The organism is Pseudomonas sp. GW823-FHT06B06 (assembly GCF_058795195.1).
In genome coordinates, this window is sequence record NZ_JBXAHO010000036.1 from 17036 (window position 1) to 42515 (window position 25480).

Genomic DNA, 25480 nt, shown 5'->3' on the forward strand with positions numbered 1-25480 from the left:
TGTTTTTGTAGGTTTTAGAGAGGGGTGAATCAGGAACCGGCTCAGTGGCTCAGGTTGCGGTAGGCCGCCGTTTCGAAATCCAGATAACCCTGGGTCGATACAGGGTCTACGAATGGCAATATCTGGGTGGCCCAAAAGCCACCGATGCCATTCTTGCGATCGATCCAATAGAAGAGATTGGCCAATCCAGCCCACGCCAAGGAGCCCGCGGGGCGACCGGTGGGAGCGTCTTGTTCGTTGATCATGAAACTCAACGCCCACGACTTTGGCATGCCGGGGAAAAATTCCGCAGTATGGGAAATACTCGGAATCACGCAGGGAAGGGCTTTTATCTTCAAGTTGTCGAGGCCGTTTTGCTCGGCGAAACGAATCGTCTCCGGCTTCAGGATCCGTCCGTGATCACCTTGTCCGTCGTTCAGCCAGGCGCGGATGAACAGGCAGTAATCCTTGACTGTCGAAAACAGGCCATGGCCTCCCATATGCACTTCGGGTTCCGGCGGGAGGAGGGAGCCTTCGACCGGGCTCAGCGATCCATCCTCTTCACGCTGGTGCATGCCAGCCCGTCGCTGGAGCATTGACGGGGTCATGGTGAAGGCCGTGTCGGTCATGCCCAGAGGCTCAAAAATACGCTGTTGCATGACTTCACCCAGGCGCTTGCCGGTAATGGCCTCGACCACCAGGCCGGCCCAGTCCATGTTGGAGCCGTATTCCCACTGCTCACCCGGCTCGAACAGCAACGGCGTCTTCAGGGCAGCCAACGATCCGCTGATGATGCTGGGTTGTCGTTGTTCCTGGACCAGCCTGTTGTAGTGTTCGTTGAAGAATTCGTAACCCAGGCCTGCGGTGTGAAGCAGGAGCATTCGGGTGGTGATGTGATTTTTCGCAGGGCGAAGCCGTGGGGTGCCGTCGCTATCAAACCCTTCGAGCACCTTGAGTTCGCCGATCATCGGCAGGTAGTCCCTGGCGGGCGCATCGAGATCCAGTCGGCCTTCCTCGACCAACTGAAGCACGGCGGTGGCGGTTATCGCCTTGGTCGTGGAAAACATCGCGAAAACACTGTCGGTCGTCATTGCCCCTGTTTGACCGAGCGTTCGTTGCCCTGAAGCACCCTCGTAGAGCAAACCGTCTCGCCCGGTGACGGCAGCCACGACGCCTGGGACGCGCTGCTGCCCAACGGTGACGGTTTCGAGTATCTGGTCGAATGCTGATGTAGAACCTGGATTCATTATTCTTATTCTCCTTAAACCCAACCCTGGTGCGCTTGGCTAGCGCCTGGAGCGGGATGTGCAGTGACAGGACTGATTGGGCCGACGTGAAGCGATGAACGTCGGGCCAGGGGAGATTAAGAAAATAAAACCGGAGCGTTTGTCGGCTGCCGGCAGAGGGTGTCGGAATCCGGCATTTATCCAATTACCTGCTTCGCCTAAGGGAAACCTTTAGCCGCACGGGAGATTTCCCCCCTTCGGATGCTGTTCATCTTGATACCGGCGCGGCGTCTACTCGCTTACCTTGCGCACACAGGAAGCGTGTCGTCGTAGCGGACTGTTCCATTGAGCTCGCCTTGCGCTTACCCCATAACAATAAGAATGGAGATATCAGGTGAAGCAATCTTGCCGTGGGCTCGGTATTGCCAGTGTGATCGGGGTTATCTGTTCGCCATTGGCAGCTCATGCCGATGTGATCGATGACAGTCATTTCAAAGTGGATACGCGTAACTTCTACTTGCACCGAAACTACACCAACACCCATGCACCGGTGTCTGAAGTGCACAGTTGGTCTCAGGGTTTCGATGCGCAATTTACCTCCGGCTACACCGACACGGCCTTGGCCATTGGCCTGGATGTGGATGCGCAATACGCCGTGCGTCTGGATTCCTCGGGCAACGACGGTTCGCTGCCGTACAGTGTGAGCGATCAACAGACGGCCAATGACTACAGTCGCGCCGGTGCGACCTTCAAGATGCGCTACAGCAAGACCGAGTTAAAGGTGGGTGACCTGCGCCCGCAATTGCCGGTGGCGTTCGATGACCCCAGTCGACAGCTGGATACCATCTATCAAGGGGCCGTGGTCGAGTCCAAGGAAATTGACGGATTGACCGTGACCGGTGGCCGCTTCTGGTCTGCCGTGACACGGGAGTCTTCCAATCACGAAAAGCTCTACAAGTTTGGCTCCACCGATAATCTCGACAGTGACGGCCTGGATTTTGGCGGCGTCACTTACGACATCAGCAAGACGTTGCAAGCCAGTTACTTCTACGGCGTCCTGCACGATATCTACCAGCAGCACTATTTCGGCCTGATGCACATGGCTGACCTGGGCAATGGCTACAAACTTAAAACCGACTTGCGCTACTTCAATAACAATGAAGACGGCAGTGCCTTGAACGGTGAAATTGACAACCGCTCCTACGGTGCCCTGTTCAGCTTGCTCAAGGGGGCGCACATGTTCGGCCTCAGTTACCAGCGCATGCTCGGTGACAGCGTGTTCCCGACCATGAACGGCTATATCCCGCAACCTTACCTGGTGCACTGGTCGTCCCTGGGTTTTGTCCGCCCCGATGAAAAGTCCTGGGGCGCGCGCTACAGCTATGACTTTGCCGGGATGGGCGTGCCGGGGCTGAAATTCTACACGCGCTACATCAAGGGCACGAACTGGGACCGCGGCGGCAACTTGAGCGACAACCAGGAAAGCGAACGCTACCTGGGGCTCAATTACGTGGTACAGAGCGGGGCGCTGCAAGGCCTTGGACTGGACCTGCGTAACATCGATGTGAAACAGAAGTACGGCTACGACTACAACGAGTTCCGTGTCGCCACGACCTACACGTGGAAGTTCTGGTAAGCGCATTGACTCCATAACAATACAAATAGGAGCAAAGACTAGTGAATATACAGGTCGATAACCCGGTCCTGCAGCGCAAGAAAACCTACGTCTACGAGTGGTACGTGGTGGCGCTGTGCATGATCGCCTACATCTTTTCGTTTGTGGATCGGCAGATCCTGGCGCTGATGATCGAACCGATCAAGGCCGACCTGCAGATCAGCGACACCCAGTTCAGCCTGCTGCACGGGCTGGCCTTTTCGTTGTTCTACGCCTTCATGGGCATGCCCATCGCCTATCTGGCTGACCGCTTCTCCAGGCCGAGGATCATCGCCGTCGGCGTGGTGTTCTGGAGCCTGGCGACCGCAGCCTGCGGCCTGAGCAAGAACTTCCTGCACATGTTCCTCGCGCGCATTGGCGTCGGCGTTGGCGAAGCGGCCCTGTCGCCCTCGGCCTACTCGATGTTCAGCGACATGTTCCCCAAGGAGAAACTCGGTCGCGCCGTGGGCATCTACTCGATCGGCTCGTTCGTCGGTGGCGGCCTGGCCTTCCTGGTGGGTGGCTATGTGATCGCCATGCTCAAGGACATGAACACCATCGAGGTCGCCTTTCTCGGCGCGATGAAAGCCTGGCAACTGGCGTTCTTCATTGTCGGCCTGCCCGGTATCGTGGTCGGCCTGTTGATCTGGCTGACCGTGCGCGACCCGGCGCGTAAAGGCCTGCAGGTCGATGCCCAGGGTCGAGCCAAGAAGGTCGCCATGAGCGATGGCTTGCGCTTCCTGGGTCGTCACCGTGCCACTTTCACCTGCCATTACCTGGGCTTTTCGTTCTACGCCATGGCGCTTTTTTGCATGATGAGCTGGAGCCCGGCGTTGTACATCCGAAAGTTCGGCCTGTCGCCGATGGAGGCCGGCTACATGCTCGGCACCGTGCTGTTGGTGGCCAATACCGCTGGCGTGCTGTTCGGTGGATGGCTCACCGACTACCTGGCCAAGAAGGGTCATCAGGACGCGGCGATGCGCACTGGTGTCATCGGTGCCCTGGGCATGGCTGTACCGGCCGTGCTGTTCCCGCAAGCCGATCAGCTGTGGCTGTCGGTGACCCTGCTGGTGCCAGCCATGTTCTTCGCCTCGTTCCCGATGCCGGCATCCACGGCGGCGATGCAGATCCTCGCACCGAACCAGGTGCGCGCACAGGTCTCGGCGGTGTTCCTGCTGATCAGCAACCTGCTGGGGTTGGGCCTGGGCACCACGCTGGTGGCGCTGTTGACCGACCGCTACTTCGGTTCGCCGGCAGCGGTGGGCTCGTCGATGTCGTTGGTGATCGCCGGTGCGTCGGTGTTGACCGTGTTGTTGCTCTGGCGTGGTTGCCGGCGTTTCCGCGAAAGCTATGCGCGGGAGTATCCGAGCCGCGCTTGATTGGTCATAGTTCATGATCGGTGCCTCGGCCCCGCTGCGTTTGTATGCAGCGGGGCTGAAGCACTTCCAGGCCAGGAGAATCCCGATGTTGAATGACGTACACCTACTGGAGCGGCATAGCCTGCTCAGCTCGGCCGATTACCGCGAGATCAAGGACAAGGTCAGTCATTACCTGTGTCCGCACAGTTTCAACGTGCTGCGTGACGAGCCGATCCATACCCGGCTCAACGGCGTATTCTTCGGTACTTCGGCGCTGCTCGACCTGCGCTATGGCGCGCCGGTGGAGATCAACATCGGCGACATTGCCGATCAGTACCTGTTTCGCATCACCTTGCAGGGGCATTGCGAAGTGGCCCACGGCCGGCGAAGTGCGGCGATGCAGTCGGGCTGCCTGAGCGTTTCCTCGCCGTTCGCGCAAAGCCGCATCGTCACCGATGGCGAGTGCCGCAACCTGATCCTGCGCGTCGACCGTGATGCCCTGCAGCTGCAACTGCAACGCCTGCTCGGGCGCAGCTTGCGGCAGTCGGTGATCTTCGATGTCAGCGTCGACCCGCTGGGCGCCGGCGTGGTCAGCCTTTATCACACCCTGGACTACATCTGCCGGCTGTACGGCAGCGGCGTGGACGGATCGCGGCTCGCCAGCGGCTTGTCCGATTACCTGATGCAACTGCTGCTCACCCAGCTGCCACATAACTACTCGACGGATCTGTTGATCGATTCGCGCGCGCCGCTGCCGCACCACGTGAAGAAGGCCCGTGACTACATCGAGGCGCACCTTGGCGAGTCGATCAGCCTGGCGACCCTGAGCGAGCTCTGTGGCGTCTCGGCCCGCACCTTGCAAAACGGCTTCAAACAGTTTCTGCAGCAGGCGCCGGTCGAGTACATCCGTGAGCGTCGCCTGGCGGTGATCCACGAATCGCTGCAACAGGGTAATACCTGCGAAAGCGTCACCGATATCCTGTTGCGCCACGGCATCAACAGCTTCGGGCATTTTTCCAGTGCCTATCGGCAACGCTATGGCTGCCTGCCGTCGGACACCCTGCGCCGACACAAGCATTAAGACTTCTGCGTAATCCGTCAGTCGGCTGCGCAATCGGGAAAGTCCGTGGCGGTGCAGCCCGATAGCATCGAGTCTCTTACAAGAGGAGCAACTCGATGAATATTACCGTGCTGGGTGGGGGACATGGCTGCTATGCCGCAGCTGTCGAGATGGCTGAAAAGGGGCATCAGGTCCGCCTGTGGCGGCGCGACTCGGCAGCGCTCAAAGAGTTGCTGGCCATCGGCAGCCTGACCATCAGGGACTATCGGGGTACCCGTCAGCTGTCCGTCGGCAAACCGGGCGACAAACTGTCGTTCACCGACGATTTGGCCGAAGCCCTGGGCGACGCGCAACTGGTGATCATCCCGCTGCCATCGACCTCCCACGAAGACCTGGCCAGGCATGTGGCGCCGCATCTGCGCGATGGCCAGGTGGTGTTCCTGCCACCGGGCACTTTCGGCAGCTACGTGTTTGCCAAGGCCATGGCTGATGCCGGTAACCTGGCCAAAGTCGCCTTCGCTGAAACCGGTACGCTGCCGTACCTCGTACGCAAGCATGGCGCCAGCGAGCTGGTGATCAGTTGCTACGCGACCCGCCTGCCGACTGGCGTGTTCCCCAGCAACCTGTCCGAGCACGCCTTCACGGTATTGCGCGAGGCCTACCCGAGCGTTGAACCGATCGAAGACGCCTTGAGCGGTGCGTTGATGAACGCAGGTCCCATCATCCACCCACCGCTGATCATGATGAACGCAGGTCCCCTGGAGCATTTCGAAGCCTGGGACATTCACAACGAAGGCACCCAGCCGTCGATTCGTCGCGTGACCAACCAACTGGACGCCGAGCGCATGGCCGTGCGTGAAGCACTGACCTACGGCGCACCGCACTTTCCCCTGGCCGACCATTACAACACCAGCGAAGGCGAGGCGTGGATGTACGGTCGCGGTGCCCATGGCAAGCTGACCGACAGCGGTGACTGGCGCGAAGACATCGACCTGCAGATCCATCGCTATATGCTCGAAGACACCCGCCTGGGCCTGTCCTTCCTGGTGTCCGTTGGCCGTTGGGCCGGTGTGCCGACCCCGGTTGCCCAGGGCCTGCTGAGCATCGCTTCGGTCGTTGCCGAACGTGATCTCTACGCCGAAGGCCGCACCCTGGAAAACCTCGGTCTGGCCGGGCTCGACCGCGAACGGATGACCGAACTGCTGACCAAGGGCTTTCAATCATGAGCATTGAATTGCCTCAGGTCAGCGTGGTCGGCGCCGGCCGGATGGGCGAGGGCATTGCCCTGGCCGTCATCCATGCGGGCTTGCCGGTTACCCTCATTGACATCAAGGAGCGCGCCGAGGATGAGCGCGACGACTACTTCGAGCGCGTGCGCAATAACATCCGCGGCGAACTGCTCATGCTGGTTCGCCTCGGAGTGCTCCAGCCGGAACAGGCGGACATCGCGCTATCGCGCTTGACCCTGCAAACCCGGGACCGGGCCTGCGAGGCGTTGCGCCGATGCGAGCTGGTGTTCGAAGCCGTGCCGGAAGTCATCGAGGCCAAGCAACAGACGTTCGCCTGGGTCAGCGAGCATGTCCCGGCGTCGGCGATCATCGCGTCGACCACCTCGACTTTCCTAGTTACCGAGTTGAGTGAAATGGTCAGCACGCCGGCGCGCTTCGTCAACGCGCACTGGCTCAATCCCGCGCACCTGATGCCGCTGGTGGAAGTCAGCCTCAGCGCCGCGACCTGCCCACAGGTGGTCGAGCGGCTGCTGCAACTGCTCAAGCGCATCGGCAAGGTGCCGGTGGTGTGCAATCCGGTGGCGGGCTATATCGTGCCGCGCATCCAGGCACTGGCGATGAACGAAGCCGCACGGATGGTGGAAGAGGGCGTGGCCAGCGCAGAGGATATCGACACAGCCGTTCGCATTGGCTTCGGCTTGCGCTTCTCGGTACTGGGACTGCTCGAGTTCATCGACTGGGGTGGCGGCGACATTCTCTACTACGCCTCGCGTTACCTCAGTGGCGCGCTGGCGCCGCGCTTCGAATCGCCACAGGTGATTGCCGACAACATGCACAACGGCCGCAACGGCCTGCGCGACGGCCAGGGTTTCTACGATTACCGTGAACTGGACGTGGAGGCCTACAAGCAGCAGCGGATGGGAGCCTTTGTGCAAAAGCTGGCGTCGTCGGGGTTGACGCCAGCGTTCGATGGCGCGTTGGCTCAGGCCTGAGCATCAGGGCCCGGATGCCGGGCCCTGACTACGCGACGTTTGAGTTGATGTCGTTGCCCACGACTTCGACGATGCGCCGGGCAATATGGTCGACGTGGGTCTCCAGGGCGAAGTGGCCGGTATCGAGCAACTCGACCACCGCATTGGGGTTGTCGCGCTGATAGGCCTCGGCGCCCGGTGGAATGAAGAAGGGGTCGCCTTTGCCCCAGATCGCCAGCGTTGGCACCTGGGTGTCGCGAAAGAACTGTTGGAATGCCGGATACAGCTCGAGGTTGTTCTGATAATCAAGGAACAGGTCGAGCTGGATGTCCTTGTTGCCGGGCCGCTCCAGCAGAAGCGCGTCCAGATGGTACGCCTCGGGTGCGATCACCTCGGGATGACTCACGCCCTCCACATACTGCCAGCGCGTGCCTTCCAGATGCAGGATGGCATCCTTGATCACCTGGCGATTGGCGGGCGACGGGTCGGCCCAGTACTGGCGGATCGGCGCCCACGCATCCCCCAGACCTTCGAGATACGCATTGCCGTTTTGCGAAACAATCGCGCTCACCCGATCCGGGTAAGCCAGCGCCAGGCGCAAGCCAGCGGGGGCGCCGTAGTTGACGCCGTCGGCTTCGACGAATTTGTAGGCAACGTTGGTGTGTCGGGAAGTGGTCATTGTTCATTGATCCTGTAACTGTATAAAAGTGTTTTTACGGGTTACTTGAGTCTATTTTGCATGGATTATGTAACTGGTCAAACTATTTTTATGGGTTACAATCTGTCTGGTTATTCCCCGGAGATTTCCATGACTGACAACGTCCCCCCCCTTGAACTGCCTGCGCCGCTGCTACTGGCCGATCACCCGGCACTGGACCTGCTGAACACCCGCATGATGGTCGATGGTCAGCGGCAAGACCTGCTCGGCACCGATTCCGATGCGGCGTCGTGGCTGCAGCAGTCGGGGTTCGGGTGGGTGACAGGCGTGGAAGGGAGCGACGGGCATTTGCTCGCCCGATTGCGCAAGCTGCGCGACAGCATCGAGGGCCTGGTCGCAGCCCGCCGGGAAAATCGCCTGGCGGATCCGGCAGCGTTGAATGCCTTTCTGTTGGCGGCGGTGCCGCAACTGGTGTGGGAGGAGGGCGGCGCGCCGGTACTGGATCGCTTCCGTCAGGGTGATGCCGCCAGCCAATGCCTGAGCCGGCTGGCTTATGCCGCTGCCGAGTTGTTGGCTGAAGGCGATTTCAATCTGGTGCGCAAATGCGAAAACGCGGAATGTTCATTGATGTTCTATGACCGCACCAAGGCGCACAAACGGCGCTGGTGCAGCATGGCGCTGTGCGGAAACCGGCATAAGGTCGCCGAGTTCCGCAAGCGGCGCCAGGGTGCAACTTAGGGTTAGGGCACCTGGCTGTGGACCTGTCAGTCAGCGCACCAGGCAAGGCTGCTTGTTGTTGAAGCGCCAGCCCGGAATCAGGAACTGCATCGCGACGCTGTCATCCCGCGCGCCAAGACCCATGCCTTTGTACAATTCATGGGCCTTGGCCACCGCGTCCATGTCGATCTCTACGCCCAGGCCATGTCGGGTCGGAACCTTTACGTAGCCGCCTTCGATCTTCAGCGGTTCCCGGGTCAGGCGCTGGCCGTCCTGCCAGATCCAGTGCGTGTCGATCGCGGTGATCTCTCCCGGTGCGGCGGCTGCTACCTGGGTGAACATGGCCAGGGAGATATCGAAGTGGTTGTTGGAATGCGAGCCCCAGGTCAGGCCCCATTCGTGGCACATCTGGGCAACACGCACTGAGCCTTGCATCGTCCAGAAGTGCGGGTCGGCGAGCGGGATGTCGACCGATTGCAATTGAATGGCGTGGCCCATTTCGCGCCAGTCGGTCGCGATCATGTTGGTGGCGGTCTTCAGTCCCGTGGCCCGGCGGAATTCGGCCATGACCTCGCGGCCCGAGTAGCCGTTTTCTGCACCGCACGGGTCTTCGGCGTAGGCGAGGACGTGATGCTGATCGCGGCACAAACGAATGGCTTCTTTGAGCGACCATGCACCATTCGGGTCAAGGGTGATTCGTGCGTCAGGAAAGCGTTCAGCCAGCGCGGTGACCGCTTCGATTTCTTCATCGCCGCTCAACACACCGCCCTTGAGCTTGAAATCGTTGAAACCATATTTTGCGCTGGCTGCTTCTGCCAGGCGCACGACGGCTTCGGCGGTCATGGCTTTCTCATGACGAATCCGGAACCAGTTGTCTTCAGCGTCGGCCTCGTTACGGTAAGCCAGGTCTGTGACATGGCGGTCGCCGATGTAGAACAGGTAGCCGAGCATCTTCACCGCATCGCGTTGCTGCCCTTCGCCGAGCAATGCAGCCACCGGCACCTCGAGGAACTGACCCAGCAGGTCGAGCAGCGCGGCTTCCATCGCAGTCACCGCATGAATGGTGATGCGCAGGTCGAAGGTTTGCAGGCCGCGACCGGCCGCATCCCGGGATGCAAAGGTGCTACGCATCTGGTTGAGGATGCGTTGGTACTGGCCGATGGGCTGGCCGATCACCAGGGCGCGAGCGTCTTCGAGGGTCTCACGGATGCGTTCGCCCCCCGGTACTTCGCCCACGCCGGTATTACCGCAACTGTCCTTGAGAATGACAATGTTGCGGGTGAAGAATGGTCCGTGGGCGCCGCTCAGGTTCAGCAGCATGCTGTCGTGGCCCGCGACGGGTATGACTTGAAAATGGGTGACGACAGGTGACTGGGTGGCGTTGGCAGAATGTTCAGCGTTCATGGCAAGTTCCTACGAGTATGGTCGTTCAACGAACAATGGAGTCAGTGCGCTTTGACTGTCGCATGCGTTGGAGCGGCGTTCGGTGGTGTCAGCACGGGTGATGGCTTGGGTGAGGTCCTGGCAAAAAACACCAGTATCGCGGCAAGAACCGAGGTGCCGGCCAAGCCATAGAGGCCGCCCTGGATCGACCCGGTCGTCTGTTCCAGGAAACCGAAGGTCGTGGGTGCCACGAAACCGCCCAGGTTGCCGATCGAGTTGATCAGCGCGATAACCGCGGCGGCGATACGGGCATCCAGGTAGCCCTGGGGAATTGGCCAGAACAATGAGGACGCGGACTTGAAGCCGATGGCAGCGAAGCAGATGGCGACAAAGGCGAAGATCGGCCCGCCGGTGGTGGACAGGAACATGCCGGCAGCTGCAATCAACAAGGCAGTTGCGACCCAGGCTTGCTGGAATTTGAACTTGCTCGACAGCGCCGCAAAGGAGTACATGGCGATGATCGAGATCAACCATGGGATCGAGTTGAAGAAACCTACCTGTACATCACTCAGGTCACCCATCTTCTTGATGATGCTGGGCAGCCAGAAAGTCGCTGCATAGATCGTCAGCTGGATGCAGAAGTACAAGGCGCAGAACAGCAGGATCTGGCGATCTTTCAGGAGTTTGCCAATGGTCGGTTTTACGCTGGTCAGGGCTTCACGTTCGCGTTGCTCCTGATCGATGGCGCCGACCAGCGCATCCTGCTCCTCGCGTGTCATCCACTTGGCGTCATGGGGTTTGGAATCAAGCCAGAACCAGACGAAGAAACCGAGGAACACCGAGGCCAGGCCTTCTATGGCGAACATCCATTGCCAGCCGTGAAAGCCAAAGCCTTCGATTTGCAACAGGGCACCCGACAGCGGACCGGAAATCAGCGAGGCAACGGCTGAGCCGCTGAGGAAAATGGCGATGGCTTTGCCGCGCTCGACGCCTGGCAACCAGCGAGTGAAGTAGTAGATCACGCCTGGGAAGAAGCCCGCTTCGGCGACACCCAACAGAAAGCGCAGGATGTAGAAGTGGGTTTCGTTCTGGATGAACGCCATCAGCGTGGCGACGATGCCCCAGGTGAACATGATGCGGGTCAGCCAGATCCGGGCGCCGACCTTTTGCAGCAATATGTTGGAGGGCACTTCGAACAGTGCGTAGCCAATGAAGAAGAGGCCTGCGCCCAGGCCATAGGCGGCAGCGCCAATCCCGAGGTCATGTTCCATGTGCGTGCGCACGAAACCGATGTTGACCCGGTCGATGTAGTTGAGGATGAACATGATCACGAAAAGCGGGAGCACATGTCTCTTCACTTTGCTCACGGCGCGCGCGAGTACCGAATCATTTTCTGGAACGACAGATGCGTTGCTTGAATTGTTCACAATTCAAATCTCCCACTGATTATTTTTATGCGGGTTTGAGCGTGATAGCGGCGGCCTGGCTGCCGGTTATTGCTGTCGAGTTACCAGGCACCGAGCGCCTTGATCAGGGTCGCGTCGGGGTCGGTCAAAGGAAAAGGCAGGGAGGTCTTGCGAGAGGAGGGACTTGAGTACTTGAGGATTCATGGGATTCGCCTGCATCGATGGTTTTTGTTTAGATGTCTGGAGCGGGTTAAGTTGATAGACATCATACAAGTGGTTTTTTGAGGCTGCAATGCGGCGGATGGTGTTTTGTGTGCATAACGACGTGAAAAAATAATTTATTTGGTTATTTTATTCAGTATTTATAGGGGTTTAACTGCAGCATTGTGCCGGGTCTGAGAGGCTGGACCTGTCATTCAGCTGGAAGGTGTCCCGAATTAATCAGTTCTTTATAGATGTGTTGTCATACAAGTAGGAGTCTTTTCTAACCTGGTGTAGCGGGGGTGCATTCGCATTTCGCCAGAGAATCTCCGGTGGGTGTTAAGCTCTGTGAAGCAAAATTCCGTGGACTCGAACCTATGCAAATTGAAAGCGGAACCCCTGTCCGCAGACGCTCCAATAATCTGGCTCAGGGCGTGGTCGAAGCACTGACCCAGCGCATTTTGCTCGGCCAATTGAAGCCAGGCGAAAAGCTGCCTTCGGAATCCACCATCGTTCTCGAACATGGCGTGAGCCGCACTGTTGTCCGGGAGGCGATCTCCAAGCTGCAAGCTTCGGGGCTAGTCGAGACACGACACGGAATCGGCACATTCGTGCTGGAGCAACCCTCCCAGCCAGGGCTGCGCCTGCATGTGGATACCGTTGCGAGTGTCCGCAGCATGCTGGAGCTGAGATTGGGCCTGGAGGTGCAGGCGGTTGCACTGGCCGCTATGCGCAGAACCGACGATCAGCTCGCGCGTATGCGTCAGGCCTTGAGTGATTACCAGGCTTCGCTGGCGAACAACGATAGTTGCGTCGAGCAAGACAAGCGCTTTCACCAGATCATTGCCGAGGCGACCGGTAATACGTTTTTCACGGAAATCATGCAGCACCTGGGCAATGCCATGATTCCTCGTACCCAGGTGAAGGCCGACGAACGTGGAGGCGCCGACTTTTCGCAATTGGGGCAGCTGGCGAATCTGGAGCATGAAGCGATTTTCAACGCGATCAAGCGACAGGATCCCGATGCGGCTCGAGCAGCGATGGTGCTGCACCTGACCAACAGTCGGGATCGGTTTTCGGGGAGTTGAAGGGGGGCTGAAACCGTGGCAAGGGAGCTTCCACTCCCTCACTGATGTCTTACCCCCGACACTCCACCAGGCTTTTCACCTGTCCAGAATCCGTCTGGTTCTCATCACTCAACCAGCGTTCGAACCCTGCGCCAATCGCCGGCCATTCCGAATCGATGATCGAATACCAGGCGGTGTCGCGGTTCTGCCCCTTGACGACCATGTGCTGGCGGAACACGCCTTCGAAACTGAACCCCAGGCGCTCGGCCGCGTACTTGGAGCGGGCGTTGGCGTTATTGCATTTCCACTCAAGGCGCCGGTAGCCGAGGGCGAAAGACTCCTTGGCCAGCAGATAGACGGCCTCGGTGCTCTTGGGTGAGCGTTGCATCGGCGCGCCGAAGGTCACGTGGCCGATTTCAATGCGGCCCTGGGCCGGGACGATCGACATCAGGCTGAGGATCCCTTGTACTTCGCCGCTGGCGCGGTCGATCACGCTGAAGAAGTAGGGATCGCTGCTGGCGGCGTGGTTGTTCAGCCAGTCGTTGAATACGCTGCGCTGCGGGAAAGGACCGTAAGGCAGGTAGTCCCACAGTTTCGGATCGGCACCCGGGCCTTGCAGGGCGTTGAACAAATCGTCGCCGTGGCGCGCCGGGTCGAGTCTTTCCAGGCGGATGAAACGTCCTTCGATCAGTTGGGCTGTCGGGGCCGGGACGCCTTTCCAGTCGGCGAGTGAAGTCGGCATGCTGTTCTCCTTGAACGTTAAATGGCTTTGCGAAACTGGATGAAACCCGGACGCTCAGCGATGCGCTCGTAGAGCTGGATCGCAGTGGCGTTGGTTTCGTGGGTCAACCAATGCACCTTGTTGCAGCCGTCGGCCTTGGCCGTGGCGTAGACGAATTCGATCAGCTGACGGCCAACGCCGGTGCCGCGGGATTCGGGTGTTACCAGCAGATCCTGCAAGTAGCAGGCGTTTTCAATGCTCCAATTGGAGCGATGGTAGATGAAGTGCACCATGCCCACCGCTTTGCCGTCTACCCAGGCGAGGGCGGCATGGGTGGGTTCGTTTGGGTCGAGCATGCGTTGCCAGGTGCTTTGGCTGACGGTTTCTGGCAGTTCCGTGTTGTAGAAACGCAGGTAGGCCTGCCACAGCGGCAGCCAGTCGGCGTGGTCGTCGGCGCTGACCTGGCGGATGTCGATCTGGTTCATGTTCATTCCTTTGGCATCAAGTGGGCGAGGGCCTGGTCGTGTGCGTCGGCGCTGGCGGCCAGCCCTTCGCGCACGCCGGCAATGTCGGCGGCGTTGCGGTTCTGGCTGAGCTTGCGTTTGCCTTCCAGGCGCTGGATCGGCAGGGCGAAGCCGACGATGGCCTTGAGCATGCCGTCGATGTAATCGGCCGGGGCATCGGCGACTTTCCACGGTTGCGCGCGACCGGCTTCATGGCGCTCGGTCAAGGCGCTGACCAGTGAGCGCAGGCGCTCGGCATCGGTGAACACCTCAGCGCTGCCATAGGCGTGCACAGCCACGTAGTTCCAGGTCGGCACGACTTTGCCGTCCTCGGCTTTGCTCGGGTAGAACCCGGGGCTGACATAAGCCTCGGCGCCGGCAAAAATGACCAGCGCTTCGGCGCCGTCCTGCAGTTCTTTCCACTGTGGGTTGGCCTTGGCGAAATGGCCATACAGGGTTCCGTTCGGACCCTCGTCGGTATTGAGCAGCAAAGGCAAATGACTGGCTTGCAGGCCTTGTTCGCCATGGGTAACCAGCAGGGCGAGGCGAGTGCCGAGCATCTGTTGCTGCAGCTCATGCAAATCGTTGAAGGCAAAGGCGCGGGGCGTATACATGGAAATATTCCTTGGCGAATGCCTGCATCCTAGGCAGGCTATTGGTCTGTTGTAAGAGCCATTAACGATAAATTTCATAGGTCCATTGTCATGAAGGATGCGCCGCTGTCCTTGTCCTTCAATCCGGCGGGTATCGAGCTCGACCGCCGCCAGGGCTTGAGTCGCCAGCTTTATCAGGCCTTGCGGGTTCGAGTGCTCGACGGGCGCCTGGCCAGCGGCACGCGATTGCCGGCGAGTCGGGACCTGGCGGCGGCCCTGGCGATTTCCCGCAACAGCGTGGTACGGGCCTACGACCAGCTCTACGCCGAAGGGTTTATCGAAGGGCGGGTGGGTGACGGAACCTATGTCGCACAATTACCCCAAGCACCGTTCCCCGGCAGCAAAACAGCGCCGAAAGCCCCGCCAGGCACCTCTCTCAAAGGCCTGGATGTGCCTGTGTTGGCGGCCGGTCAAGTCGCTCGCAGCGGCGCATTGGCGCGGGTGGAAAACAATCATTTGCCGACGCCTCCGAGCGGTCCGCCGCGCGCTTTTCGGGTCGGTGTGCCGGCATTCGATCTGTTTCCGTTCGAGGTGTGGGCCAAGCTGAATGCTGCGTTCTGGCGCAAACCGGATCTCCAGCAGTTGTGTTACGGCGCACCGCAAGGTGATGCGCGATTGCGCGGGATGATCGCGGCGTATTTGCGCAGTTCCCGCGGCATGCAGTGCACGGCGGAGCAAATCGTCGTGACCAGCGGCGCGCAGCAAGGGATCAGCCTGTGTGCGCAGTTGCTGGTGGAACCGGGGGACGGGGTGGCGGTGGAAAACCCCGGGTATCGGGCGGCCGGTCATGCGTTTGCGGTGGCGGGTGGGCGATTGCACGGCATCGCCGTGGACAGCGAGGGCATCGATTGCAGCGAGCTGGCGCGCCTGGGCGATTGTCGTCTGGCCTACGTGACGCCCTCGCATCAATACCCCTTGGGCGTGGTGATGAGCCTGGCGCGACGCCTCGAATTGCTGGCCTGGGCCGAGCGCAACCAGGGCTGGATCGTCGAGGACGATTATGACGGCGAGTACCGATACAGCGGCGCACCGCTGGCGCCGTTGGCCGCGCTCGATCGTCACGGGCGGGTGCTCTATGTCGGTACGTTCGGCAAAGTCGCCTTTCCCGCTCTGCGCCTGGGCTACCTGGTGTTGCCGCCAGCATTGGTCGAGGCATTTGCCCAGCGGCGTGCGGTGGATGTCCGGCATTCCGAGGTAAGCACACAGGCGGTGATGGCCGAGTTCATGGCCGCCGGGCATTTCCAGCGCCACGTGCGGCGCATGCGACGTGCCGCGTTGAGCCGCCGCAACACGCTATTGGCCAATTGGCCCGCGGATATCGCCGGTGTGGGTCACCTGCCAAGTGTGGCAGCCGGCTTGCACATGACGGTGATGGTCGACTCTCTGGCCCGTGAGCGTGAACTGATAGAGGCTGCGTCCAGCGTCGATGTCGAGATCAATGGCCTGAGCAGCTATTGGCTAGCGGATTCGAACAACACGCCCGATCAACGCGCCGGGTTGGTCCTGGGCTTTGCCGCGGTGCCGGAGGAGGCGATCAGCGCGGCACTCGAACGTTTGGAAAAGGTCTGGCGCAGGACTCGCTGAAGCGCGAATCCTGGCGGGTGCGGGTTGTCTCTCAGGAACTCGAAGCGGCTTGCTTGATCTTTGACAAGAACAATTCATCCGCCAGTTTCGGACTGATTTCGCTGCGATAAACCGCGATCAGCTCGTTGTAGGAGGCCGATGTGCGCTTATCCAATGTACTGCCGAGCAGGCGTTGGGATACGGTTTTCAGGTGGGCAGCGGTGTAGGTTTTGGGGGCGGTGTCCGGGCCTGAATAGTGAAAGTGGGCGTACCAGAGCACCTTTGCAGTGCCATGTTCGCGTATCTCGTATTCTTCGAGAAAGTCGTTTTTATGCCCTTTGAGTCGCCGCCGACCGGGTGTCTTGGCGATGGTTATCAGTTTTTTGCTCATCAGCCATTCAACGCGCGCGGCGGTGGGGGGCTGTTCCTTTGTCATGCGGATTCGGGTCCGGCGACCTTTATCAAAGAGCTCGGTCGCGCCCTCATTGAGCTGTTTGGCCAGCAGTACGGCTGACGCCGGCCCGCCGTCAGTCGCATTATTGTCGGTGAGGGCTTCTTCGATCGTATCGCTCGCTTCTTGCAGTCGCCTGGCGTACTGGTGAAACATTTCTTCTATTTCCGTGGGATTGCGTCCCGCTACCTTCGAGTGCCCTTCGGTGCGACGGATAAACGGCTGCAACTGATCCACCAGCGCCTGCCCCTTCTGGACGCTGATTTGCAGATCAGGTCGCACAGGGGCAGGTGCCTGCTCCGGCGCAGGTTCATGTTCCACCCAGACGCCCGGTGTTTTCTCATGGAATGTCGCGGTGACCTTGTTGGTCAATGGGGATATCACGTCGACCCATTCGGTGTTGTCCGCCGCCGTGCGCACACGTGGCTTGCCAACCACCGTGCCTTTGTAACGGGTCTTGATGATGCGTTTTGAGACAGGGGCGGGGCGAGAAGGACCCGGTGTCGGTTCGAGTGATTTGCGTTCTTGCAGAAGACCAGCGAGGTGCTTAACGCTGAGCTCCCTGAAGGTTTCGATGCGCTCGCGCATGAGGTCCAATGGGGGTTGCAGCAACTGCCGCGGAAACTCGTCAGGCAGGTCCTGTATCCGCAGGTCGAGGATGGCGAACTGTTCCACCAGCTCACTGAAACCGTCGATTCGCTCAGGCAGGGGCAGTGCATTGTCTTGTTCGGCAAGCTCCAGTGAAGACTGGACGGTCAGGCCCGTATCCTCGACAAGTCGTGTCATGGCTTGTCGGGCTGGCGCCGTATCCACGGAGGCGCTGTCACTCAAGCAAAGTTCCTGGGCAAGGCTGATCTGGAACAGTTTCAGATCCTGCAGCGCGTAACGGGGCAGCACTGCCTGACTCTCTCGCGCCACTTCGGCCGCTTCCTTGCCCAGTCGTTTCAACTCTTCGATGCGTGCCTGGGCAAACTCGATCTTGTCGATGAAGCCCTGGGTCAGATCGCTGGTGAGCTGGTGTGTCTGGCGCGGAGTCTGTGTGCCGTCCCCCGGCTCGTTATCCAGCAACGCCAGGGATTGGCGCATGTGTTCGCCAAACACTCTGTTTTGCTGAATGAACCACTGCTGCGTGAGGGACAACTGATGATCCAGGCAGTCGACCAGGACCGCACGGTAGTTGGGGATCGATTCAATGCTGTTGTAGGTCTTGAGCTGTTCGATGAAGGTGCCGAATTCCGCCACATGCGCATCCAGGGTTTCGATCAGGCGTTGCCGATTCGGGTCGACAATGTCCGTGGTAGGCGCTGTTACTGCCTTCTGCACGGCATCGAGCTCCTTTGTCAGCTGGGTTTTGCGACTTTCAAACGCGCTCAGTTGCAGTTTCAGCGTGGCCTTGCGTTGCTGGTTTTCCAGGGCTAGCGCTTTTCGGCTGCGGCCTCCGCCGCGCAATCGCAAGCGCGTATCGATGAACCATTGTCCCCCTGCCGAATGAATCAGCAGCGGACCCCGGCGTGACGGAGTGATGCGCGAGTCGATGATTTGCACATCGCCGTCGTCGTTGAGCCAGGCTTCGAACCAGCGCTGGCCCACCTGGGCATACCACTTTTGCTCGAGCGGGCTCAGATAGCGGTGAGGGCCGGGTTCGTTCGACGGCTTTTCGAGCCCGGTGGGCTTGGCGATAGCCAGCCGGTCCAGCACGGACGCCAGGCTCGCTTGCGACAAAATGCCGAAGGTATGCAGGGGTGTCGGGTGGTTGTCGGGCAGCAGGTGAGCGACGACATCGGGCATCTGCGTCACAGTGATGGCCGCGACCGGTTTTTCGAGCGTTGGGGTAGCGCTCTCAAGGTGTGGGGCACGTGGTTTGTTGCGCGTGGCGGCGTGGTGCGCCAGGACCATGCCCAGGGACAGGAACAGGTCGGTCAACGCAGTCCATTCATGCTCGGAATCATCCGCTTCCCGGGCTTCGCGCGCCTCGTCCAGATCGTCCATGATTTGCCAGATCCAGGCCGCAGTTGCCGCCGTACGCCCGAGAAAAGGCAACGTTACGTTGAACAGCATCCAGGCCGCTTGCTTGAGGGTAGCCCAACGGCTTTGCGCATTGGACACCGACTGCCGGTCGGCCAAGGTGACCAAGGCATTGGCGTTGGCGCTAAACAGTACCGGCAAGGCGGGTTGCAGCACCGGCGACGAACCCAGGGTCAAGGCGCCCATCATCCCCAGTATCGAAGTTGAATCAACCAGCAACTGGGACAACGTCCAGACGGAGGGCAACTCGCCTGGGAACACGTACTGCGAGTAGTTAAAGCGCACGTCATCCGCTAACCAGGCCAGCACCGATTGGCGCAACGCCCTGTTGTGCTTGATGGCGTAGAGCAGGCTCGCTTCGCCGGGGTATTGCAACAGTGGATGATCGAGCAGTGGCCGATACAGCAGGCACGGACCTTTTTCGACTTGTCGCGGCCCGATCACGAACATGTTGGCGACTTCGTCAGCCTTGCCATCGTTGCGTCCGCCTGGAATAAAAGCCAGAGGGCGGATGATGATTTCCAGACCCTCGACATAACGATCCGCGGCCTTCTCCTGCAAGGCCGCGACGACATAGCGATAGCCCAGTTCATCGATCCCGGCCTCGCCACGGATCTTCGCTTGCAGCGTTTGCAGCGGTAGCTGGATGCGCAGGTCTTCGGCGTAGAGTTGCTGGCGCCGGGCCTTTTCCTGCGGGTCGTCGAGCAGTGTGCGCTTGATCAGCCTCGGGTAGTTTTCGCCGATGTTCACGGCGCTCACCAGGCTGTCCAGGTAGGTCGGCGTCAGCCATGGCGCAACCGCTGAACCGTCGCGGTATTGCACGGTTTTTTCACCCCAGGGCAGGGCTGTGAGGTTCTGCAACGCCAGATCGACGAGTGACAACGTGACGGTTTCGGTTTCGCCCGGCACCGCGAATGTCCCGAGGATCACAGGGTGAGTGCTGCTGATTTGAATGTCTTCCAGGTGCGGCAGGGACGCTTGCGGGTGATCCTTTGTCATCTGGTCTTGCAAGGCCTTCAGGGTAAATTCGCGTAACGCAGCAATGCCATCGTGAAACGATTTCCCGGCGTGCTGCTCGCGTACCAACGCCAGGTCCATCAAGTGCCGACCGTAGCGAGTAAGATCTACTGTCGAAGCATTCAGCAACCAGTCCGGTAAAAGACGCTGGATCTGGTTGAAACGGGTGGGGCGCTGTTGCACCCGCTTTTCGAATTGTCCAGCCGCTGCCGCGATCCGTGGGGCCAGCGTCGACACCGCCATCTCGTTGAGCGAGCCAATGGCCTGGATTTCCAAGGCGATCAACGCACAGGCCTGCTGGTCGAAAAAATCGCCCGTGGGTTCGTAGAGGCACCACTGCAACTGTTGAGCATTTTCCGATGGAGTGACGCGTCGGCGAAGAACTTCGCCCAATGCCGCCAACGAATCGTAGTGCCTGAATCCTTCGATGATCGAATGAGTAACGATCAGCGTGCGTTTCTCCAGCGTGCCGACAATGACGGCGGTGTCCATCAGCTGCCGGTGTTCGCTGTGTTGTTGATCGAGATGGTCGATGTCGATCAGGCAGGCGCGTGTCTGGTATTTGTCGTGGGCCTGACGATCGGCCTGTTGCGGGTAGTTGTAGACGGTCAGCGCCAGGGCCAGTTGGTCTTCGTCCCAGTCTTTGGGTTTGTCGTCGTTCCAGAGGCTGTGCAGGGCTTCGCTGATTTGATGCCAGCGGGGCTTGTTGGGGGCGATGGCTTCATTCCAGTAGTCCAGCTGTTGCTCCTGATAGGCCACGAACAACAAGCGCGCCAGGCGATTGAGCAGGCAGCCGATGGCATCGATCTTCACTGGCAGCTTGATGCCTGGCTCCACACCCGGTTGCCGGGTCAGGAAGTGTTCCCCGTCGATGTAGGTGGCTGTCGCGCCAGACAAGGTGAGCCGTACCAGCGCGTCAGTCAGGGATTCGAACCGGCTGTTGGCGGGCAAGACCTGGTTGTCGCTGATGGTCCAGGCGGGTGTAACCACCACGGTCAGGTTCGGATCGATGTGCAGTTGCGGATACTCGGTGTCGAGGGCGGTGCGGATCGAGGTCGAAGCGACTTCCCTGAGCGAAGGGCCGGTCACCAATTGAGTGAGTATGTCGTCGGGATTGTTGGAGGGTATGGCGGGCATGGCCGTTTCCTGTGTCCGGTGAAGCGCTTGGGACAGCGCGGGTTCGGGCACGGTAGAGGGCCGGTGGAAACAGGAGGTGGTAGATAGTTATCGCAGTAGGAGCGAGCATGCTCGCTCCTACAGGGGATTTCGTTTTATTCAGTTCCCTGCGCCGCGTTTCAAGTCCCCGACTTGATCTTGGTCCACGCCCGGGTCCGCGCACGTTCGGCATCGCGTGGCAGCGGTTGCAGGGTGTAGAGCGTGCCCATGGCCGCTTCGGTCGGGTACAGGTTCGGGTTGTTTCGAATCGCCGGGTCGACCAATTCCGTGGCGTCCTTGTTCGGGTTCGGATAGCCCACGAAGTCACTCACCGGCGCGATCACCTGGGGTTGCAGCAAGTAGTTGATGAAGGTGTAGGCGTCTTGCGGGTTCTTCGCGCCCTTGGGAATCGCGAGCATGTCGAACCAGATCGGCGCGCCTTCCTTGGGCAGGCGCATGTCTACGACCACACCGTTCTTGGCTTCCTTGGCGCGGTTGGCGGCCTGGGAGAAACTGCCGGAGTAACCGACGGCGACACAGATGTCACCGTTGGCGATGTCGGCCATGTACTTGGACGAGTGGAAGTAGGTGATGTGCGGACGGATCTTCATCAGCAGCGCTTCAGCCTTGTCGTAGTCCGCAGGCTTTTTGCTGTTGGGGTCCAGGCCAAGGTGTTGCAGGGCCAGGGGCAGGATCTCCGAAGGCGAGTCGAGCAGGGCGACGCCGCACTGCTTGAGCTTGCTGATGTTCTCTTCCTTGAAGATCAGGTCCCAGCTGTCCACCGGCGCATCGGCGCCCAACGCGGCCTTGACCTTGTCCGGGTTGAAGCCGATCAGGATGGTGCCGTACATATAGGGCACGGCGAATTTATTGCCGGGGTCGTTGGCTTCGATCAGCTTCATCAGCTTGGGATCGAGGTGGTTCCAGTTTGGTAGTTTGCTGCGGTCCAGTGGCTGGAATACGCCCGCTTCGATCTGCTTGGCCAGGAACACGTTGGACGGCACCACCACGTCGTAGCCGGAGTTGCCGGTCAGCAGCTTGGCTTCCAGCGCTTCGTTGGTGTCGAAGATGTCGTAGACCAGTTTGGTCTGTGGGTTCTGGGCCTTGAAATCTTCCAGGGCCTTGGGGGTGATGTAGTCGAACCAGTTGTAGACGCGCAACGTTCGTTCTTCTGCATGTGCGCCGCCACTGAGCACCGTGGCGCACAGGGCAGGAACAATCAGGCGCTTTAGATTTTTCATTGTCATGCGATTCCCCGTTAAGCGTTTTCAAAGCCTTCAAGCACGTTGACGGCGTTGATGCCGATTTCTTCCACCGCGTAACCGCCTTCCATCACGAACAGCGTCGGCACACCGAGCCTGGCGATGCGTTGACCCATGGCCAGGTAATCGGGGCTGTCGAGCTTGAACTGGGAGATCGGGTCGTCCTTGAACGTATCCACGCCCAGGGAGACGACGACGATGTCGGCGCCATAGGTCTCGATCTCGTTGCAGGCTTGCTCCAGCGCAGCGCTCCAGGTATCCCAGCCGCTGCCGGCGGGCAAAGGATAGTTGAAGTTGAAGCCTTCACCGGCGCCTTCGCCGCGCTCGTCCTCGTAACCGAGGAAGAACGGGAACTCGGCTTCCGGGTGGCCGTGGATCGAGGTGAACAGCACGTCGCTACGCTCGTAGAAAATCGACTGGGTGCCATTGCCGTGGTGGTAGTCGACGTCGAGAATCGCGACTTTTTTGTGGCCCTGATCGAGAAAGGCCTGGGCGGCGATGGCAGCGTTGTTGAGGTAGCAGTAACCGCCCATCAAGTCGCTGGCGGCGTGGTGCCCCGGTGGGCGGCACAGGGCAAAGGCGCTGCGGGCACCGCGCTGGATCTCTGCTTGCGCGGTGAGTGCGACCTGCGCCGCGCTGTACGCTGCTTGCCAGGTGCCGGCGGTGATCGGCGCGCCGCCGTCGAAGCTGTAGTAGCCGAGCTGGCCGTGCAGGCTGGTGGGCTTGACCTGACGCAGGGTACGCGCCGGCCAGGTGTAGGGCAGCAAGTCACCGTCGGTGTTGAATTCGGTCCAGCGCGCCCAGGCACCTTTGAAAAAGTCCAGATAGTCGCGGCTGTGGATACGCTCGATTGGCCCCAGGCCAAAATCCTTCGGCGCTTCTACGGGACCCAGATTCTGCTTTTGCACACGTGACAGCACATGATCGGCACGCGAAGGCATTTCAAAGCAGGGCTTGAGTTGCCCGTCGATGAGTTCGCAACGACCGTGGTGCAGGTGGTGATCATCCGAGTAGATCGTCAGCATTTTATTGTTCTCCGCAGGCGGTTTCGGTTGCACACAGTCTTGCGGCGCGGACGATTTCGGAGAACGGCAGGAAAGGCCAAAAGGGGATTAATGTGGCCAAAATAATTGACCGAAATTCGCCCCTTCCTGGATAAAAATCAAAAGCCAAAGCAAAAGTAAAAACGAGGTGGCTTGTCCGGGATGTGATCGTTCCCATGCGCAGCAAAGGAATGCCGCCAGGGACGCTCTGCGTTCCACTGACGACGCATGACGTGAGCCGTGCGCAATGGTGACGCGGAGCGTCACAGGATGCATTCCCACGCAGAGCGTGGGAACGATCGGCGTATTCACTTCAAGTCAGGTCGGCTGTCAGGCCGCCTTGCTTTGCTTTTGATCGCGAGCGCCCCGTTAAACCACGATGGCCGAACGCAGGCATTGCGCAGTAGGTAAACCGGCAGGAGGTGTTCTTCAGGGCCGGAACTGGCTAGGCGTCACACCACTCCAGCGCATAAACGCATGGCGGAAACTCGCGGTCTCGCTGAAACCCAATGCTTCGGCGATCCGGTAGATCGGCATCTGGTCCTCACAGAGTAAAAGCTTGGCCTGCTCGAACCTGAGCTCATCGAGCAATTCCTGATAGCTGCACCCCAGGTCCTTGAGGTGCCGTCGCAAGGTGCGTGCTGAACAATTCATCTGCTCGGCCAATCCCTCGAGTCCCGGTGCCGCATGCAATTGTGCCCTGAGCAGCTGGCGGATCCGCCCCAGCCAGGCCTGGCGCCCGGTGAACTCGGTATTCTGCTTGCGGCAACGCTCGGCCATGGCCTGGTGGGTGATGGCATCGGCCAGGGGCAAGGGTTGGTCCAGCCAGCGCCGGTCGAAGGCGAAGGCGTTGTTGCGTGTGCCAAAGTGCAGCGGGCAATTATTGAAGTGTTCGGCGTAGTTAACCTGGTAATCGGGCGCGGCATGTTCGAAGCGTGCAGCCAGCAGCGGCAGGGCGTGCCCGAGCAGGTCATCGCAGATGACTTTCAACGACACCAGGCAGAACTCGGCGTTGAACACCGCCAGTGCCGGATTCTCCCGGTAATCGGCGGCGACAAACCAGACGCGCTCGTTGTCCTCTTCCAGGCTCAGCTCGAAAAGTGTTCCCAACAGCGCCGGATAACGCATCGCAAGGCGCAATGCGTCACCAAAGGTGGCACTGGTGAGCAGGGCGTAGCCGAGCAAGCCGTAGGACGAAACATGCATGCGTCGGCCCAGTTCCAGGCCGATATCGCGCTTGAGGGCGACGGCGTTGGCGCAGACCTGCATCTCTTGATTGGTGGTGATGCGCGTGTCCGCCCGGGCCAGATCCGCGGCACAGATGCCGCTGCCGGCGAGCAGGGGGGCGCTGGGCAGACCTTGGGCCTTGAAGGTGTCGAGCACCAGGGAAACGGCGTTAAGGGTGGTGAGGTGGGAGTGGAGCATGCTCGATTCCGGCGTGGGGGTGCCAGAACCGAGCAACTTGTGTGCCGGTTTGCGTCAGAAGGCCTTAATGACCGCTGAGCAAGGACGCAGCCCCGGCTCCACCGAACAGTCCGGCACTGACCCGGTTAAACCAGCTCTGGCCCTTGCCGCTGCGCAGATACCGCGCCGCGCCATGGGCACCCAGGCCGTAGGCCAGCTTGCATAGCAGGTCCAGTACGGTCCAGGTGGCGATCATCACCAGCAATTGCGGCAGGAACGGTTGCCCGGCGCTCAAGAATTGCGGCAGAAACGCGGCGAAGAACAGGATGTCCTTGGGGTTGCTCGCGCCCAGCATGAAAGCGCGCCCGAACAGTGCGCGAAAGCGTGGCACTGCGGCGGCCTGAGGCACTTGCGCACCGTGGGACGGTTGGCCCGACTGCTGCCAGCTCTGCCAGGCGAGGTAGAACAGGTACAGCGCGCCGACGATTTTCAGTGCGCTGAATAATTGTTCCGATGCCAGCAGCAGCGCGCCCAAGCCCAGCGCCGAAGCACTCAACAGGCAGATCGAGGCAATCACGCCGCCAAGAAACGCCGGGTAGGAACGGACCAGGCCGTAATTCAAACTGTTGCTGATCATCAGCAAAGACAGTGGCCCCGGGATCAGGATCACTACCAGCGCAGCGCCGCTGAACAGCAGCCAGGTTTCCAGACTCATCACTTTCCTCCATTTGCACAAAAGCCTCACCCGACGGGGTGAGGCTGGTTTAACGCGCG

Annotated in this window: 19 protein-coding genes and 1 pseudogene; 8 read left to right on the forward strand and 12 right to left on the reverse strand. The window is 60.1% G+C overall.

Annotated elements, in window-relative coordinates:
* Positions 1-41: 41 nt before the first annotated feature.
* Positions 42-1226 carry a methyl acetate hydrolase AcmB gene (gene acmB / locus AC1Q8Q_RS25375; protein ID WP_454866539.1) on the reverse strand — a complete coding sequence of 395 codons (1185 nt, stop codon included), beginning with the start codon at positions 1224-1226 and terminating at the stop codon, positions 42-44.
* Between the two features lie 373 nt (positions 1227-1599).
* On the opposite strand from acmB, the gene AC1Q8Q_RS25380 reads away from it, so the two are divergent.
* The 5 genes from AC1Q8Q_RS25380 (at position 1600) to AC1Q8Q_RS25400 (ending at position 7498) form a co-directional block, all read left to right on the forward strand.
* Positions 1600-2841 (forward strand): OprD family outer membrane porin, encoded by a 1242-nt coding sequence (locus AC1Q8Q_RS25380; RefSeq protein ID WP_020801120.1) that lies wholly within the window; start codon positions 1600-1602, stop codon positions 2839-2841.
* Between the two features lie 41 nt (positions 2842-2882).
* Entirely contained in the window at positions 2883-4238 is a 1356-nt protein-coding gene (locus tag AC1Q8Q_RS25385; RefSeq protein ID WP_033044825.1) for a spinster family MFS transporter, read from the forward strand.
* Between the two features lie 85 nt (positions 4239-4323).
* Positions 4324-5298: an AraC family transcriptional regulator gene (locus AC1Q8Q_RS25390; RefSeq protein ID WP_083348693.1), complete on the forward strand. Its 975-nt coding sequence runs from the start codon at positions 4324-4326 to the stop codon at positions 5296-5298.
* Positions 5299-5393: 95 nt separating this feature from the next.
* Entirely contained in the window at positions 5394-6503 is a 1110-nt protein-coding gene (locus AC1Q8Q_RS25395; RefSeq protein ID WP_492615653.1) for an NAD/NADP octopine/nopaline dehydrogenase family protein, read from the forward strand.
* Complete coding sequence (locus AC1Q8Q_RS25400; protein ID WP_492615654.1) at positions 6500-7498, forward strand: 3-hydroxybutyryl-CoA dehydrogenase; 999 nt, start codon at positions 6500-6502, stop codon at positions 7496-7498. Before AC1Q8Q_RS25395 ends, AC1Q8Q_RS25400 begins: the two co-directional genes overlap by 4 nt.
* 28 nt (positions 7499-7526) lie before the next feature.
* Here AC1Q8Q_RS25400 and AC1Q8Q_RS25405 read toward each other — a convergent pair.
* Positions 7527-8099 (reverse strand): annotated as a pseudogene (locus tag AC1Q8Q_RS25405) (alpha/beta fold hydrolase); the annotation flags it as partial.
* Between the two features lie 186 nt (positions 8100-8285).
* Here AC1Q8Q_RS25405 and AC1Q8Q_RS25410 point away from each other — a divergent pair.
* Positions 8286-8873 (forward strand): CGNR zinc finger domain-containing protein, encoded by a 588-nt coding sequence (locus tag AC1Q8Q_RS25410; protein ID WP_168757669.1) that lies wholly within the window; start codon positions 8286-8288, stop codon positions 8871-8873.
* A 30-nt stretch (positions 8874-8903) separates the two neighbouring features.
* Here AC1Q8Q_RS25410 and gudD read toward each other — a convergent pair whose 3' ends face one another.
* Entirely contained in the window at positions 8904-10256 is a 1353-nt protein-coding gene (gene gudD / locus AC1Q8Q_RS25415) for a glucarate dehydratase (protein WP_492615655.1), read from the reverse strand.
* Between the two features lie 41 nt (positions 10257-10297).
* The gene (locus AC1Q8Q_RS25420; RefSeq protein WP_492615656.1) at positions 10298-11662 is read right to left on the reverse strand and encodes an MFS transporter; all 1365 of its coding nucleotides are present in this window, start codon (positions 11660-11662) and stop codon (positions 10298-10300) included.
* A 557-nt stretch (positions 11663-12219) separates the two neighbouring features.
* On the opposite strand from AC1Q8Q_RS25420, the gene AC1Q8Q_RS25425 reads away from it, so the two are divergent.
* Entirely contained in the window at positions 12220-12930 is a 711-nt protein-coding gene (locus AC1Q8Q_RS25425; protein WP_033044833.1) for a FadR/GntR family transcriptional regulator, read from the forward strand.
* A 49-nt stretch (positions 12931-12979) separates the two neighbouring features.
* Here the strand turns inward: AC1Q8Q_RS25425 and AC1Q8Q_RS25430 are convergent, their stop codons facing one another.
* Genes AC1Q8Q_RS25430 through AC1Q8Q_RS25440 form a run of 3 tightly spaced genes read right to left on the reverse strand, consistent with a single transcriptional unit; the run spans position 12980 to position 14747 of the window.
* Positions 12980-13651: a GNAT family N-acetyltransferase gene (locus AC1Q8Q_RS25430; RefSeq protein WP_020801111.1), complete on the reverse strand. Its 672-nt coding sequence runs from the start codon at positions 13649-13651 to the stop codon at positions 12980-12982.
* 17 nt (positions 13652-13668) lie between these two features.
* Positions 13669-14115 (reverse strand): GNAT family N-acetyltransferase, encoded by a 447-nt coding sequence (locus AC1Q8Q_RS25435; protein WP_020801110.1) that lies wholly within the window; start codon positions 14113-14115, stop codon positions 13669-13671.
* Between the two features lie 2 nt (positions 14116-14117).
* A complete protein-coding gene (locus AC1Q8Q_RS25440) occupies positions 14118-14747 on the reverse strand; it encodes an FMN-binding negative transcriptional regulator (RefSeq protein WP_020801109.1) in 630 nt (209 codons plus the stop codon).
* Between the two features lie 90 nt (positions 14748-14837).
* On the opposite strand from AC1Q8Q_RS25440, the gene pdxR reads away from it, so the two are divergent.
* Positions 14838-16370 (forward strand): MocR-like pyridoxine biosynthesis transcription factor PdxR, encoded by a 1533-nt coding sequence (pdxR, locus tag AC1Q8Q_RS25445; RefSeq protein WP_033044835.1) that lies wholly within the window; start codon positions 14838-14840, stop codon positions 16368-16370.
* Between the two features lie 31 nt (positions 16371-16401).
* Here pdxR and AC1Q8Q_RS25450 read toward each other — a convergent pair whose 3' ends face one another.
* The 5 genes from AC1Q8Q_RS25450 to AC1Q8Q_RS25470 all read right to left on the reverse strand — a co-directional run bounded on the left by AC1Q8Q_RS25450 (position 16402) and on the right by AC1Q8Q_RS25470 (position 25421).
* The gene (locus AC1Q8Q_RS25450) at positions 16402-20979 is read right to left on the reverse strand and encodes a hypothetical protein (protein WP_492615657.1); all 4578 of its coding nucleotides are present in this window, start codon (positions 20977-20979) and stop codon (positions 16402-16404) included.
* Between the two features lie 158 nt (positions 20980-21137).
* Positions 21138-22238 (reverse strand): polyamine ABC transporter substrate-binding protein, encoded by a 1101-nt coding sequence (locus AC1Q8Q_RS25455; protein WP_492615658.1) that lies wholly within the window; start codon positions 22236-22238, stop codon positions 21138-21140.
* Between the two features lie 17 nt (positions 22239-22255).
* Positions 22256-23284, reverse strand: a complete 1029-nt coding sequence (locus AC1Q8Q_RS25460) for a histone deacetylase family protein (RefSeq protein WP_110754915.1) — start codon at positions 23282-23284, stop codon at positions 22256-22258.
* 447 nt (positions 23285-23731) lie between these two features.
* On the reverse strand, positions 23732-24727 hold the full coding sequence (locus AC1Q8Q_RS25465; protein ID WP_020801375.1) for an AraC family transcriptional regulator: 996 nt from the start codon (positions 24725-24727) through the stop codon (positions 23732-23734).
* A gap of 64 nt (positions 24728-24791) precedes the next feature.
* The gene (locus AC1Q8Q_RS25470) at positions 24792-25421 is read right to left on the reverse strand and encodes a LysE family translocator (RefSeq protein WP_020801374.1); all 630 of its coding nucleotides are present in this window, start codon (positions 25419-25421) and stop codon (positions 24792-24794) included.
* Positions 25422-25480: the final 59 nt, after the last annotated feature.